This is a genomic window from Paracoccus sp. NSM, from assembly GCF_052379855.1.
Taxonomy (GTDB): domain Bacteria; phylum Pseudomonadota; class Alphaproteobacteria; order Rhodobacterales; family Rhodobacteraceae; genus Paracoccus.
The window spans coordinates 70,682-85,111 of record NZ_JBQTCG010000002.1 but is presented as its reverse complement, the minus strand read 5'-3'; the positions used below and the strand labels follow the sequence as shown (position 1 = coordinate 85,111).

The 14,430-nt window shown below is 68.6% G+C and carries 16 protein-coding genes; 9 read left to right on the top strand and 7 right to left on the bottom strand.

The genetic code is table 11. The annotated features are described in order from the left end of the window. Positions 1-50 precede the first annotated feature (50 nt). From phnG to phnN, 8 genes are read left to right on the top strand one after another with little or no spacing between them, the layout of a single operon-like run. Positions 51-488, top strand: coding sequence for a phosphonate C-P lyase system protein PhnG (gene phnG / locus ACTZWU_RS03515; RefSeq protein ID WP_444735975.1), 438 nt, complete (start codon positions 51-53; stop codon positions 486-488). Next, positions 485-1,027 carry a phosphonate C-P lyase system protein PhnH gene (phnH, locus tag ACTZWU_RS03510; protein WP_444735974.1) on the top strand — a complete coding sequence of 181 codons (543 nt, stop codon included), beginning with the start codon at positions 485-487 and terminating at the stop codon, positions 1,025-1,027. Before phnG ends, phnH begins: the two co-directional genes overlap by 4 nt. Next, entirely contained in the window at positions 1,027-2,094 is a 1,068-nt protein-coding gene (locus ACTZWU_RS03505) for a carbon-phosphorus lyase complex subunit PhnI (RefSeq protein WP_444735973.1), read from the top strand. Before phnH ends, ACTZWU_RS03505 begins: the two co-directional genes overlap by 1 nt. Next, entirely contained in the window at positions 2,091-2,696 is a 606-nt protein-coding gene (locus tag ACTZWU_RS03500) for an HAD family hydrolase (RefSeq protein WP_444735972.1), read from the top strand. The genes ACTZWU_RS03505 and ACTZWU_RS03500 overlap by 4 nt, the downstream gene beginning before the upstream one ends. Further along, entirely contained in the window at positions 2,693-3,544 is an 852-nt protein-coding gene (locus ACTZWU_RS03495; RefSeq protein ID WP_444735971.1) for an alpha-D-ribose 1-methylphosphonate 5-phosphate C-P-lyase PhnJ, read from the top strand. The genes ACTZWU_RS03500 and ACTZWU_RS03495 overlap by 4 nt, the downstream gene beginning before the upstream one ends. Next, a complete protein-coding gene (phnK, locus tag ACTZWU_RS03490; RefSeq protein ID WP_444735970.1) occupies positions 3,541-4,299 on the top strand; it encodes a phosphonate C-P lyase system protein PhnK in 759 nt (252 codons plus the stop codon). Before ACTZWU_RS03495 ends, phnK begins: the two co-directional genes overlap by 4 nt. A gap of 3 nt (positions 4,300-4,302) precedes the next feature. After that, positions 4,303-4,986, top strand: coding sequence for a phosphonate C-P lyase system protein PhnL (gene phnL / locus ACTZWU_RS03485; protein ID WP_444735969.1), 684 nt, complete (start codon positions 4,303-4,305; stop codon positions 4,984-4,986). Beyond that, positions 4,983-5,513, top strand: a complete 531-nt coding sequence (phnN, locus tag ACTZWU_RS03480) for a phosphonate metabolism protein/1,5-bisphosphokinase (PRPP-forming) PhnN (RefSeq protein ID WP_444735968.1) — start codon at positions 4,983-4,985, stop codon at positions 5,511-5,513. Before phnL ends, phnN begins: the two co-directional genes overlap by 4 nt. On the opposite strand, the gene ACTZWU_RS03475 is transcribed toward phnN, so the two are convergent. After that, a complete protein-coding gene (locus ACTZWU_RS03475; RefSeq protein WP_444735967.1) occupies positions 5,489-6,172 on the bottom strand; it encodes a DUF1045 domain-containing protein in 684 nt (227 codons plus the stop codon). The genes phnN and ACTZWU_RS03475 overlap by 25 nt on opposite strands. Positions 6,173-6,266: 94 nt before the next feature. Between ACTZWU_RS03475 and ACTZWU_RS03470 the strand changes: the two genes are divergently transcribed. Continuing rightward, positions 6,267-7,421: an alpha-D-ribose 1-methylphosphonate 5-triphosphate diphosphatase gene (locus ACTZWU_RS03470; protein WP_444735966.1), complete on the top strand. Its 1,155-nt coding sequence runs from the start codon at positions 6,267-6,269 to the stop codon at positions 7,419-7,421. Positions 7,422-7,439: 18 nt separating this feature from the next. On the opposite strand, the gene ACTZWU_RS03465 is transcribed toward ACTZWU_RS03470, so the two are convergent. From ACTZWU_RS03465 to rpiA, 6 genes are all read right to left on the bottom strand, one after another. Then, the gene (locus ACTZWU_RS03465; RefSeq protein ID WP_444735965.1) at positions 7,440-7,763 is read right to left on the bottom strand and encodes a 2Fe-2S iron-sulfur cluster-binding protein; all 324 of its coding nucleotides are present in this window, start codon (positions 7,761-7,763) and stop codon (positions 7,440-7,442) included. Positions 7,764-7,873: 110 nt separating this feature from the next. Continuing rightward, positions 7,874-9,445: a DegQ family serine endoprotease gene (locus ACTZWU_RS03460; RefSeq protein WP_444735964.1), complete on the bottom strand. Its 1,572-nt coding sequence runs from the start codon at positions 9,443-9,445 to the stop codon at positions 7,874-7,876. A 167-nt stretch (positions 9,446-9,612) separates the two neighbouring features. After that, a complete protein-coding gene (gene hflC, locus ACTZWU_RS03455; RefSeq protein ID WP_444736416.1) occupies positions 9,613-10,779 on the bottom strand; it encodes a protease modulator HflC in 1,167 nt (388 codons plus the stop codon). 11 nt (positions 10,780-10,790) lie between these two features. Continuing rightward, positions 10,791-12,059 (bottom strand): FtsH protease activity modulator HflK, encoded by a 1,269-nt coding sequence (hflK, locus tag ACTZWU_RS03450; RefSeq protein WP_444735963.1) that lies wholly within the window; start codon positions 12,057-12,059, stop codon positions 10,791-10,793. Positions 12,060-12,184: 125 nt separating this feature from the next. Further along, entirely contained in the window at positions 12,185-13,564 is a 1,380-nt protein-coding gene (gorA, locus tag ACTZWU_RS03445; protein WP_444735962.1) for a glutathione-disulfide reductase, read from the bottom strand. Further along, a complete protein-coding gene (gene rpiA, locus ACTZWU_RS03440; RefSeq protein WP_444735961.1) occupies positions 13,554-14,321 on the bottom strand; it encodes a ribose-5-phosphate isomerase RpiA in 768 nt (255 codons plus the stop codon). Before rpiA ends, gorA begins: the two co-directional genes overlap by 11 nt. Positions 14,322-14,430 lie beyond the last annotated feature (109 nt).

The window sequence follows — 14,430 nt, the reverse complement described above, 5'->3', positions numbered from 1 at the left end:
GCCGGGTTATCACTTGTCTAGTTGTATAGTGAAACGGACCGACCGGCAAGATGTCTGCTTCCCCCCTTCCCCAACGCCGCGACTGGCTGTCGATCCTGGCGAAAGCGCCGCCCGAGCGTCTGGCCGCGCTGCTGCCGGACCTGCCACCACATGAATGGCTGCGCGCCCCCGAGACCGGCACCGTCATGGTGCAGGGCCGCATCAGCGCGACCGGCGCCCCCTTCAATATCGGCGAGATGACCGTGACGCGCTGCGCCCTGCGCCTGCCCTGCGGGACCGAGGGGCACGGCCATGTGCAGGGCCGCAGCCACGCCCATGCCAGCCGCGCCGCAGCCCTGGATGCGCTGATGCAGACCGATCCCGCCGCCCATGCGCCATTGATCGAGACGCTGCGCCTCGAGGCGCAGACCGCGCGCGAGGCCCGCGCCGCCCGCGCCGCCGCCACCCGCGTCGAGTTCTTCACCCTGCAAAGAGGAGAGGACACATGATCCCCGGCCTTGCCGACCCCGCGATCCAGTCCTCGCGCGGCTTTCGCGTGCTGATGCAGGCGATGGCGCGGCCCGGCACGATCCAGCGCCTGAACCTGACGCGCCCGCCCGCGCTTGGTCCTGCGGCGGGCAGCGTGCTGCTGCTGCTGGCCGATCCGACGACGCCGCTGCATCTGGCGGGCGATCTGCCCGGCCTTGCGCCCTGGCTGCAATTTCACGCGGGCTGCCCGCTGACCGGCCCCGAGGGCGCCAGCCTCGCCGTCGGGCGCTGGCCCGATCTGCGGCTGGACCTGCTGCCCGTGGGTCTGCCCGATTACCCCGACCGCTCGGCCACGGTGATCGTGGAGCTGGACCGGCTGGACGCGGACGGCCCCCAGCTGACCGGGCCGGGGATCCAGGGCCATGCCAGCCTGTCCCTGCCCGACATCGCGCCCTTTCGCGCAAACCGCGCCCTGTTCCCGATGGGGCTGGATTTCATCTTCACCTGCGGCGACCGGCTGGCCTGCCTGCCGCGCAGCACCATCGTGAGGGATGCCTGATGTATGTCGCCGTCAAGGGGGGCGAGCGCGCTATCGACAACGCCCATGCCTGGCTGGCCGAGGAACGGCGCGGCGATCCCGCCCTGCCCCTGATGTCGGTCGCCCAGATCCGCGAACAGATGGCCCTGGCCGTCAATCGCGTCATGGCCGAGGGCTCGCTTTACGATCCCGATCTGGCCGCGCTGGCGATCCGGCAGGCGCGGGGTGACCTGATCGAGGCCGTGTTCCTGATCCGCGCCTATCGCACCACGCTGCCGCGCATCGGCGCCTCGCGCCCGGTGGATACCAGCGCGATGGCGGTGGACCGGCGCATCTCGGCCACGTTCAAGGACCTGCCGGGCGGGCAGGTGCTGGGGCCGACCTTCGACTATACGCACCGGCTGCTGGATTTCGCGGATCAGGCCGCGATCGACCCCGCGCCTCTGGCCCCGCCCGACACGGCGCCGGTTCCGCATGTGACCGCGATCCTTGATCGCGACGGGCTGATCGAGGCCGTTCCCCCGGACGACACGCCCGCCCCCGACCTGACGCGCGAGCCCTTGGAACTGCCCGCCTGCCGCGCGCTGCGGCTTCAGGCGCTGGCGCGCGCGGATGAGGGCTTCACCCTTGCTCTGGCCTATTCGACGCAGCGCGGCTACGGGCGCACCCATGCCTTTGTCGGCGAATTGCGGATCGGCCGCGTCCCGGTCGAGATGGAGATCCCCGAACTGGGCCTTGCCATCGAGATCGGAGAAATCGAGCTGACCGAATGCGAGACGGTCAACCAGTTCAAGGGCTCGCGGACCGAACCCGCGCAGTTCACGCGCGGCTACGGGCTGGTGATGGGCCAGTCCGAACGCAAGGCCATCGCCGTCAGTCTGGTGGACCGTGCGCTGCGCTGGCAGGAACTGGGCGAGGATTTCACCGGCGCGCCCGCGCAGGATGCCGAATTCGTTCTGTCCCATTGCGACAACATTCAGGCGACCGGATTTCTGGAACATATCAAGCTGCCCCATTACGTCGATTTCCAGGCCGAGCTGGAACTGGTCCGACGCCTGCGGGCCGAAGCGCAAGAGGCTCAGCCATGACCACCCTGACCACCATCGTCTTTGACATCGGCAATGTTCTGGTCCGGTGGGACCCCCACGCCGCATTTCTGCCCGCCCTGCCCGACCGCGCGGCGGTGGATGCCTTTCTGGCGCGGATCGACTTTTTCAGCCTGAACCTGCGCGCCGACGGGGGCGAGACCTTCGCGGACCTCGCCCGCGAGATCCCCGATGCCGATGACCGCGCGCTGTTCCTGACCTATCTGGAGGGACACGCGGCCTCGATCCGCGAACCGATCGAGGGGTCATGGGCGCTGATGGACCGTCTGCGCGCGCGCGGCCTGGCCATCCACGCGATCACCAACTGGTCGGCCCAGACCTGGCCCATCGGCGTTGCGACCCATCCGCGTCTGGCAAAAGCCTTCGGCGTCACCGTCGTCTCTGGGCAAGAGGGGGTCATCAAGCCCGACCCGCGCATCTTCGCCACGCTCTGCCAGCGGGCCGGTGTCGCACCGGCTGAATGCCTGTTCATCGATGACGGCCCGAGAAACGTCGCGGGCGCGCAGGCGGCGGGAATGCAGGCCCATCACTTCACCACGCCTCAGGCGCTGGAGGCCGATCTGACCGAACGGGGTCTGCTATGAGCGATTACAACTTCGCCTATCTCGACGAGCAGACCAAGCGGATGATCCGCCGCGCGATCCTCAAGGCGCTGGCGATCCCCGGCTATCAGGTTCCCTTCGCCAGCCGCGAGATGCCGATGCCCTACGGCTGGGGGACGGGCGGCGTGCAGCTGACCGCCGCCTGCCTGACCCCCGAGGACCGGCTGAAGGTCATCGACCAGGGCGCCGACGACACCACGAACGCGGTCAGCATCCGCAAGTTCTTTCAGCGCACCGCAGGCGTCGCCGTGACCGAGGCCACGCGCGAGGCGACCCTGATCCAGACCCGCCACCGCATCCCCGAGACGCCCCTGACCGAGGATCAGGTGCTGGTCTATCAGGTGCCGATCCCCGAACCGCTGCGTTTCCTCGAACCGCGCGAGACCGAGACTCGCAAGATGCACGAGCTGGAGGAATACGGCCTGATGCATGTGAAGCTTTACGAGGACATCGCCCGGCACGGCCAGATCGCGACCTCTTACGCCTATCCGGTCAAGGTCGAGGGGCGCTATGTCATGGACCCCTCGCCCATCCCGAAATTCGACAATCCGAAATTGTCGGACTGCCCTGCGATCCAGCTGTTCGGCGCGGGCCGCGAACAGCGCATCTATGCGCTGCCGCCCCATACGCAGGTGGTCAGCCTGGATTTCGACGACCACCCCTTTGTCGCGTCAAAGCCCGACCACGACTGCGACCTCTGCGGCGCCTCGGACAGCTATCTGGACGAGGTGATCACCGACGATCAGGGCGGGCGGATGTTCGTCTGCTCGGATACCGATTTCTGCGCGGGCCGCGTGCGGGCGGGCCATGCCAAGGGGGCCGCGGCATGAGCGCGCCGATCCTGTCGGTCCGGGGCCTCGAACGGCGCTACGGCGCGCGGATCGGCTGCACCGGCGTCAGCTTCGACCTTTGGCCGGCCGAGGTTCTGGGCATCGTCGGCGAAAGCGGCTCGGGCAAGTCCACGCTGCTGTCCTGTCTGGCCGGGCATCAGCGCCCCGATGCAGGCAGCGTCACCTATGACGGGCGCGACGTGCTGGCCATGCCCGAGACCGAAAGGCGGCGGCTGGCGCGCACCGAATGGGCCTATGTCCACCAGCATGCCCGCGACGGGCTGCGGATGGGCGTCAGCGCGGGCGCGAATGTGGGCGAACGCCTGATGGCCACGGGCGCGCGCCATTACGGTCGGATCCGCGCGCAGGCCATCGACTGGCTGGACCGGGTCGAGATCGACGAGACCCGCATCGACGACCGCCCCACGGCCTTTTCCGGGGGCATGCAGCAGCGGCTTCAGATCGCGCGCAATCTGGTGACGGGGCCGCGTCTGGTCTTCATGGACGAGCCGACGGGGGGGCTGGATGTCAGCGTGCAGGCGCGGCTTCTGGATCTGCTGCGCGGCCTTGTGCGCGATATGGGCCTGTCGGTGATCATCGTCACGCATGACCTGGCGGTGGTGCGCCTGCTGGCGGACCGGCTGATGGTGATGAAATCGGGCCGGGTCGTGGAACAGGGCCTGACCGATCAGGTGCTGGACGATCCGCAGCACGCCTATACGCAGCTTCTTGTCTCATCCGTCCTTCAGGTCTGAACCATGATCAGCGTCGAGAACCTTTCCAAATCCTTCACGCTGCACAATCAGGGCAGCACCGTGATCCCCGTGATGGCGGGCGCGTCGCTGCATGTGGGTCCGGGCGAATGCGTGGGGCTGGTCGGCCAGTCGGGCGCGGGCAAGTCCACGCTGATGCGGATGATCCAGGGCAATTACCTTGCGGGCGCGGGCAGCATCCGGATTGCCGGAACCGAACTGGTCGGCGCCGAGCCGCGCGCCATCACCCGCCTGCGCCGCGAGACGCTTGGCCATGTCAGCCAGTTCCTGCGCGTCCTGCCGCGCGTGCCCGCAGTCGATGTCGTGGCCGAACCCCTGCGCGCCCTTGGCACGCCCGAGGCCGAGGCCCGCGCCCGCGCCGAAAGCCTGCTGTGGCGGCTGAACATCCCGCGCAGGCTGTGGCCCCTGTCGCCCACGACATTCTCGGGGGGCGAACAGCAGCGCGTCAACATCGCGCGCGGCTTCGTTCATCCCTTCCCGGTCTTGCTGCTGGACGAACCGACGGCCAGCCTCGACGCGCAGAACCGCGAGGTCGTGCTGACCCTGATCGAGGAAGCAAAGGCCCGCGGCGCCGCGATCCTGGGGATCTTTCACGACGCCCCCGCCCGCGACCGGGTCTGCGACCGGCTGGTCGATGTGACGGCCTTCACGCCGGGGTGGGCGGCATGATCGTCGCGGTGGTCGGCCCATCGGGCGCGGGCAAGGACCGGCTGATCGAAGGCGCACTGGCGGCCCGTCCCGACCTGCGGCTGGCGCGCCGCGTCATCACCCGCCCGACCGAGGCCGGGGGCGAGGATTTCGAGGGCGTCCTGCCCGAGGATTTCGCCGCCATGCGCCGCGCGGGCCGCTTTGCGCTGGACTGGCAGGCGCATGGGCTGGCCTATGGCATCCCCCGCGATCAGCTTGCCGGGTCGGGGCCGGTCATCTTCAACGGCAGCCGCGCCGCCCTGCCGCAGGCCATGGCGCGTCTGCCCGGCCTGCGCGTCGTGCTGATCACCGCGCCCGAGGCGCTGCTGGCGCAGCGTCTGGCCGCGCGCGGGCGCGAGGATGCCGCCGACATCGCCGGGCGTCTGGCGCGCGCGGGCTTTGCCATGCCGCCGGGCATCCCCCATGTCACGGTGATGAACGACGCCGACCCCGAAACCGGCGTGGCGCGCCTGCTGAACGCGCTTCAGCCCGACAGGGTGGCACGGTGAACCAGATGGAACCGCCCGGCCTGATCCTCGCCCACAAGGCACAGATCCTCGATCACGAAGGGGCGCGGCAGGCTGGGGGCCAGCCAATCCGACAGGGCGGCCATGACCGGCGCCTGTTCGCCCGGCCGCAGCTGATCGGTCAGGGTCAGGTGAAAGCGGAACTCCTCCATCACGAAGGGATAGCCCCACCGGTCCAGCAGATCGCGCTGGCGGGGGCTCAGTGCCTCGGGGCGGCGGCGGGCGATCTCGGCCTCGGTCAGGGGCAGGCGCAGGGGGTCGGTGGCGCGGATCACCGCCTCGCCCAGGGCGCGCAGGCCGTCGTCGCAGCCCTCGGGCAGCAGCGCCAGAAAGCCGTGCAGATCGGCCAGCGCCAGCCCCTTGCAGCGCAGGGGGGCCAGAGACGCGGCGCAATCCTCGACGGCCTCGATCAGCCGGGCCTCGATGCAGGCGGGGCGGAAGGGCGCGCGGATCGTGCCGTGAAAGCCGTATTTCCGGGGCGCCCGCGTCAGGTCGGCCAGGGAGCGCGGCAGGCCCGGCAGGTCCGGCTGCGCCACCGCGCGCCCTGCCTGCATGTCCCAACCCAGCCACGCCGCGCAGGCATCGGCGAAATCCCCCTCGCGCGGGGCGTAGTAGATGGCATATCGTGCAAATTCGATCATGATGGCCCGCCTTACCCCCGGATCGTCACATCCCTGTGACAGAGTTCTGCCAATTCACCCGCTTCGACACCCAGCCTCAAGACCGGAAATCGACATGACCGACACGATCCTTGCCAATGCCCTTCTGGTCCTGCCGGATGAGAGCTTTTACGGCCATCTGGTCCTGCGCGAGGGCCGGATCGCCGCCATAGGGCGGGGCCGCGACATCCCGCACGGGGCGGTGGATTGCGACGGCGATCTGGTCATGCCCGGCCTGATCGAACTGCATACCGACAATCTGGAACGCCATATCGAGCCGCGCCCCCGCGTGGACTGGCCCCATCAGGCCGCGATCATCGCCCATGACGCCGAATTGTGCAGCGTGGGCATCACGACCGTCTTCGACGCACTGCGCGTGGGGTCCGTGATCACGTCGAACAATGCGGGTTACGGCGAATATGCCCGCGCCCTGGCCGACGAGATCCTGGACCTGCGCGCCCGCGCCGCGCTGCGGATCAGCCATTTCCTGCATCTGCGCGCCGAGATCTGTTCCCAGACGCTGATCGAGGAAATGGCCAAGTTCGGGCCGTTGGACCGGGTCGGCATCGTCAGCCTGATGGACCACACGCCCGGCCAGCGCCAGTTCCGCGATGTCAGCAAGCTGCGCGATTACGTCATCGGCAAGGCGGGCCTGTCCGAGGCCGAATTCGCCGAGCATGTCGCCGACCAGCAGGCCCTGCGCGACCGCGTGGGCGAGGCGCACGAGGCCGCCGCCGTGGCCGAGGCCCGCCGCTACGGCGCCGTGCTGGCCAGCCATGACGACACGACCGACGATCAGGTCGCCGTCAGCGCCCGGCACGGTTGCCATTTCGCCGAATTCCCCACCACGATCGAGGCCGCCCGCGCCTGCCATGCCCATGGCATCAAGGTGATGATGGGTGCCCCGAACCTGATCCGGGGCGGATCGCATAGCGGAAACATTGCCGCCAGCGCGCTGGCCGAGGCGGACCTGCTGGACATCGTGTCGTCCGATTACGTGCCCTCGGCGCTGCTGTCGGCGGCGCTGATGCTGGGCGATCTGTGGGGCGATCTGGCGCGCGGGATCGGCACGGTCACGCATGCGCCCGCCGATGCGGTGGACCTGCATGACCGGGGGCGGCTGGCCGTGGGCGCACGCGCCGACGTGATCCGTGTGACGCGGATCGCGGGCAGCGGCATCAATACGGGCGCGGTGCGCGGGGTCTGGGTGCAAGGGCGGCGCGTCGGCTGACGCGCGGCCCCTTCGCGGTCAAATCTGGCGTTCGGGCAGTTCGACGACCAGCCCGTCAAGGTCCTCGGTGACCTTGATCTGGCAGGTCAGGCGCGAGCGCACCGGGTCGGGCTGCCAGGCGAAATCCAGCATGTCGTCTTCCATCGGGTCGCGCGCGGGCAGTTTCTCGACCCAGTCGGCAGCGACATAGACGTGGCAGGTCGAACAGGCGCATGCACCGCCGCAATCGGCGTCGATGCCGGGAACGCCATTGTCGCGCGCGCCCTCCATCACCGTCATGCCGGGCCGCACATCGACCTCGTGGCGTGTGCCGTTATGTTCGATATAGGTGATCTTCGCCATCTCGCGCCTGTCCCTTGGTTCGTCCCTTGGTCGGGTCCGAGTTAGGATATCGCCCCGCCAATGAAAAGGGGCAGCCCGACGGGCCGCCCCGATGTCGCAGCAAGCCCGCCTTACTCTTGAGGGTCCAGCGCCAGCGCGACGAAACGCGGCGCGCCCTCGCGGCGGACCAGCACCAGGATCGAACGGCGCCCCGCCTCGCGCATCTCGTCCACGCGGGCGCGCAGATCCGCAACCGAGGTGACGGGCTGCTGCGCGGCCTCGGTGATGACGTCACCGGCGGCAAGCCCCTTGTCGGCGGCAGGGCCTTCGGGGTCCAAGCCGGTCACGACCAGACCTTGCGCGTCGGGCGACAGGCCAAGCTCGGCCGCCGTTTCGGGCGTCAGGGGCGCAAGGCTCAGGCCCAGCATCTCGGTCTCGGCCTGATCCTCGGGCGCGGGGGTCTCGCCGGGGCGGGTGCGGGCGGTGGCTTCCTCGCGCAGGCCAAGCGTCACCTGCAGCGTCTCGGGCGCGCCGTCGCGCATGACCACCACATCGACCGTCTCGCCCGCAGGCGCCTCGGCCACGCGCCGCACCAGGCTGCGCGTGTCGCTGACCTCGGTTCCGTCGAACGACGTGATCACGTCGCCCGCCTGAAGCCCCGCATCGCGCGCCGGGCCTTCGGGAACGTCGGTGATCATCGCGCCGCGCGTGCCCTCCATGCCCATCGCCTCGGCCATCTCGTCGCTGACATCCTGGATCATCACGCCCAGCCAGCCGCGCCGGGTTTCGCCAAATTCCTTCAGCTGATCAACGACTTGCGACACGACATTCGACGCCATCGAAAAGCCGATCCCGATCGAGCCGCCATTGGGCGACAGGATCGCGGTGTTCACGCCGATCACCTCGCCCCTGAGGTTGAACAGCGGGCCGCCCGAATTGCCCCGGTTAATCGCCGCATCCGTCTGCAGGTAATCGTCATAGGAACCGGACAATTCGCGATTGCGCGCCGAGACGATCCCGGTCGAGGCCGAGAAGCCCTGACCCAAGGGGTTGCCCAGGGCCAGAACCCAGTCCCCCACGCGTGCCGTGTCGCTGTCGCCGAAGCCCACGAAGGGGATCGCCTCGTCGCTTTCGACCTTGAGCAACGCGATATCGGTCGAGGGGTCGGTGCCGACCACCGTCGCGGGCAGGCGCTGGCCCGAATAGAACTCGATCTCGATCTGGTCGGCGCCCTCGATCACGTGGTTGTTCGTGACGATGTAGCCGTCCGACGAGATGACGAAACCCGAGCCAAGCGCGTTCGACCGCTGTGGGCCACGCTGTTGCGGCATCCCCTCGGGTCCGGGGAGGCCGAAATCGCGGAACAGGTCTGAGAACGGGCTGCCTTCGGGGAAACGCGGGCCGCCGGGGCCGCCCGTCGGCTGCGACACGACCGAGGTCGTGGTGATGTTCACCACGGCGGGCGAAACCTGTTCGGCCAGATCGGCGAAGCTGCCCGGCATGACCTGCGATTCCGCGGCGGCCGCGGCCTCGGCGCCAAGCGGCTGGTTGGCGTCGGCGGCGTCCTGCGCCTGCTGGCTGGTCTCGGGCGAAACCTCGGCCTCGGACGGTTCGACCAGTTGCTGCGCGAAAGGCGCGCCCAGACCAAGACCAAGGGCCAGGACGGACACGGTCAGCAGGTGGCGGGGCGAAAGCGATCTCATGGATAACCTCTCAATTCAGCGGCAGGGTCCCGTATCCGGCTGCCGTTTTCGCATTTGATCTTGATCTGGGGATGCGTTGCAAGAAATCCACGCTCATTGGCTGTGAACAGATCGTGACTTTTGTTGCAGAACGGGCGGGGAAATCCCCGCCCGCCCCTTGTCTGCCATCAATTCGCAGGCGCCGCGCCCTCTTCGGGCTGGATGGTCTCGGGCGCCTCGACCGGCGCTGCGGCCTCATCCGCCGCCCCCTCGGGCGGGACGACCTCGGACGGGTCCTGCGGCGGGGTGTTCAGGCTTTCGGGCACGGGGGTCAGCCGAACGCCTGCCGATTCGCCAAGCGGATTGCCGTCGCGGTCGGTCACGACCGGCTCGATCAGGTCGTCAGCCTCGCCGGCCTCGCTTTCATAAGCCCGCCAATCCGCCGCCGAATTGCCCGGCGGAACCGGGGACGAGGGCGGGTTGGCCTGATCGGCGCCATCACCAAGCAGATAGGTGAAGAACTCACCCTCGGGCGAGAGGACCATCGAGGCGCCCGTGCCGATCATCGCCCGCTCGTAGGCGGTCATCGAGCGGGTGAAGGCGAAAAACTCGGGGTCGCGGCCAAAGGCGTCGGCATAGATCGCGTTGCGCTGCGCGTCGGCCTCGCCTCGGATGATCTCGGCGCGGCGGCGCGCCTCCGAGGTCAGCTCGACCACGGTCCGGTCGGCTGCCGCGCGGACGCGCTGTGCGGCCTCGCCACCGCGGGCGATCTCGTCTGCGGCCTCGCGTTCGCGTTCCGCCCGCATCCGCGCATAGGTCGCATTCAGGTTCTGCTCGGGCAGGTCGGTGCGGGTCAGGCGGACGTCGATGACCTCGATCCCCAGCCCGGCCGAGTTGTTGCGCGCCTCGTTGCGGATCTGGTTCATCAGCACCGTCCGGTCATCCGACAGCACGGCCGTCGAGGGAACGGTACCCAGAACCTCGCGGATGGCGTTGCGGACGATGGGCTCAAGGCGCGACATGGCCGCCTGAATGCCGCCGGTGCCGACAGCTTGACGGAAGCGGACCGGATCGGTGATGCGCCAGCGCGCAAAGGCGTCCACGACCAGACGGCGATCGTCCAGCGGCGTGACCTCCAGCGGGATGGTCGGCAGGCCCAGGATGCGTGCGTCGTATTTCACGACATTGTCAAGGAACGGGATGCGGAAGTTCAGCCCCGGGGTTTCCTGAACGTCGACGACGCGGCCAAGCCGAAGGACCAGCGCCTTTTCGCGCTCGTCCACGATATAGAGCGACGAGGCCGCGACGACGGCTGCAACAAAGACCGCCGGAAGCGCGATCGCGGTCAGCGAGATTCTGCGGGCCATCAGTTCGTCCCTCCGGTGGTCGTGGCGCCCGTGGCGGGCTGCGCCCCGGTCAGGCCGGATTGCGCCTGGCCGGGCTGCGTGCGGTTCTGCTGCGGCGGCACGGCGCCGCTGCGCAGCTGGTCAAGCGGCAGATAGGGGACGACGCCCGATCCTGCCGCGCCCTCGCCCAGGATGATCTTCTGCACGTCGGCCAGAACCTGCTCCATCGTTTCCAGATACATCCGGCGACGGGTCACGTCGGGCGCCCTGACATATTCCTCGTAGATCGAGTTGAAACGCGAGGCCTCACCCTCGGCGGTGTTGACCGCCTCGGCGCGATAGGCTTCGGCCTGTTCCAGGATCTGGGCTGCGTTACCGCGGCCCTGCGCCAGAACGCGGTTGGCATAGGCGTCGGCCTCGTTCTCAAGCCGGTCGCGTTCCTGCTGGGCGGCCTGCACCTCGCGGAAGGCGTCGATCACCTCGGCGGGCGGGTCGGCGCGGTCAAGGTTGACCCGGACGACATTGATGCCCGACTGGTATTCGTCCAGCGTCCGCTGCACCGCCTCGTGCAGATCCGAGGCGATGGCGCCCCGGTCGCGGTTGAGGATCGGCGCCAGCTCGCTGCGGGCGATGATGTCACGCATTGCCGATTCCGACACGGCGCGGATCGTGTCGGTGGGATCGGCCAGGTTGAACAGGAACATCTGCGGATCGCGGATATTCCACACGACCTGATATTCCATGTCCACGATGTTCTGGTCACGGGTCAGCATCAGGCCGCTATCCATCGGCCCGGCGCGGCCGGTCCCGATCTCGGTGACGCGCTCGTTGGTGACGGGCACGACCTCGGCCCGCATCACGGGCCAGGGGGCAAAGTTCAGACCCTCGGTTCCGACCGACACGGCGCGACCGAAAAGGAACTCGACCGATTGTTCGTTCGTTTGCACGCGGTAGAAGCTGGCCGCCGCCCAGAGGCCAAGGGCCACAAGCCCCACCACCGCCAGCGTCGAGCGGTTCATCGAGAAATTGGGGCCACCCCGGCCCCGGCCCGGACCGGCAGGACCACCGCCCCCGCCGCCGCCCATCAGGACACGCAGGCGTTCCTGGCCCTTCTTCATCAGGTCCTCGATTTCCGGCATCTGCTGGTCGCCCCGGCCCGGTTTCTGACCGTTCGGCGGCTGCTGGTTGCCCCATGGCCGCCCGGTCGGAGGACGCCTGTCGCGATCCTCGTCATCCCGGCCGCCGCCATTTCCGCCACCGCCTCCGCCCCAGGGCCCCTGATTTGCCATCCGCAGACCTTCTTTCCTTGGAATTTCCGTTGTCTGAAAACTGGGGAACAGGGCCGGAATGTCAAGCCTCGCACCCCCGTGAACGCCCCCTGCCGATGCGGCAGAGGGCCGCGCACACGCGAACGTCAGCCCGAAAGCCCTGCATGGCGCCTTGCCGGGGCGCGCATCGTCACCAGTTCCTCGGCGGCCGTCGGATGCACGGCGATGGTCGCGTCGAACTGCGCCTTGGTCGCGCCCATGCCGATCGGAATGGCGGCAAGCTGGATCAACTCGCCCGCCTCGGGGCCGAAGATGTGGCAGCCCAGCACGCGATCCGTCTCGGGATCGACCAGCAGCTTCATCATCACCTTGGCATCGCTGCCGGCAAAGGCAGAACGCATCGGTCGGAACTGGGTCGCATAGACGTCGACCGGCCCCCTTGCGCGCGCTTCCTCCTCGGTCATGCCGACGCTGGCGACCTCGTGGGGACGCAGATAGACCGCGCTTGCGACCAGCGAATGATCGACCTTGCGCGGCCGGGCGCCAAAGACCGTGTCGGCAAAGGCGTGCCCTTCGCGGATCGCCACCGGCGTCAGGTTCACCCGGTCGGTCACGTCGCCCACCGCAAAGATCGAAGGGACCGAGGTCTGCGACCATTTATCGACCTCGATCGCGCCGTTGGGCTTCAGCCGGACCTCGGTGTTCTCAAGACCCAGTCCGCCGGTATAGGGCGCCCGGCCGGTCGCGAAGAAGACCGCATCGAAACGCTCGTCCGCGCCGTCGTCGAAACTGACACGCACGCCGTCACCGTCACGCTCCAGCTTCGTGGGCGTCGCGCCCAGCCGCAGATCGACGCCGATCTGGCCCAGTTGCAGCGTGGCCAGATCGCGCGCCTCGCGGTCAAAGCCGCGCAGAACGGCATCGCCACGATAAACCTGCACCGTCTCGACACCCAGACCCGCGAGGATCGTGGCGAATTCGCAGGCGATGAAGCCCCCGCCGACAAGCAGAGCCCGACGCGGCAGCGCATCCATCACGAACAGATCGTCCGAGACCAGCGCCAATTCCTCGCCCGAAACACCGATCTTGCTGGGCCGACCGCCCGCCGCGATCAGGATATGGCGCGCGGTCTTGCGCGTGCCGTCGGCCAGTTCGACCGTATGATGATCCGCGATGACGGCGCGCTGATCGTGAACCTCGACACCGGCGCGGGTCAACCCGGCGCGGTAGACCATCTCCAGCCGCGACAATTCCGCATCCAGCTTGGCGCGAAAGACCGACCAGTCAAAGACGCCCGCCTCGGCGCCCTCCCAGCCATAGCCGCGCATCTCATCGGCCATCAGCCGGGCCTGCGAGGCAAAGATCATCAGCTTCTTGGGCACGCAGCCGCGGATGACGCAGGTGCCGCCCAGACGGCTTTCCTCGGCCAGACCGACGCGGGCGCCGTGCTCGGATGCGGCGATCCGCGCCGCCCGGACCCCGCCCGAACCGCCGCCGATCACAAAGAGATCATAGTCAAACGCCATCCCGGTCCCCCTCTGCCGCCAGCATGTCGGCATCGATATCGGCCGCGCGCGCCAATTCGGTCACGCCGCCATCGGGCCGCCCGATGATCGCCAGATCGCACATGCCAAGAAACAGCCCATGCTCGACCACGCCCGGAATGGCCGAAAGCGCGCGCGCCAACGCGACCGGATCGGGGATCTCGCCCAGATGCAGGTCCAGGATCAGGTTCCCCTCATCCGTCACCACCGGCTCGCTGCCGCGCAGGCGCTGCATCACGTCACGCCCACCCAGATCAAGGCCATCCAGCGCCCGCCGGATCAGCTTTCGCGTGGTCTCGAAGCCGAATTCCAGAACCTCGACCGGCAGGGGAAAGGCGCCAAGCGTCTCGACCACCTTGCCGGGATCGGCGATCACGACCATGCGGTCGCTGGCCGCCGCCACGATCTTCTCGCGCAGATGGGCCGCCCCGCCGCCCTTGATCAGATGCAGCTGGCCGTCCACCTCATCGGCGCCGTCGATGGTCAGGTCCAGCCAACCGATCGCGTCAAGCGCCTCGATCCGCAGGCCCAGGCTCTCGGCCAGATCGGCCGTCGCCTTCGAGGTCGCAGCGCAGCGCAGCCGCAAACCCTCGGCCTCGACCCGCGCCGCCAGTTCGCGCACCATCACGCTGGCGGTCGAGCCCGTCCCGAGCCCCAGCCGCATCCCGTCCTGCACCAGCGCCACAGCGGCCCGCGCCGCCACCAGCTTGGCCGGATCGACCCCTGAAACCTGCGCCATGTCCTATCCCCTCTTCTGGACCCGCCACGCTTATAGGCAATGCCCCGCCAAAGTGCGAGACCCGGCCCGCCCTTTGCCTTGGCCAAATATCCTCAGGGGGGAGTTGCGG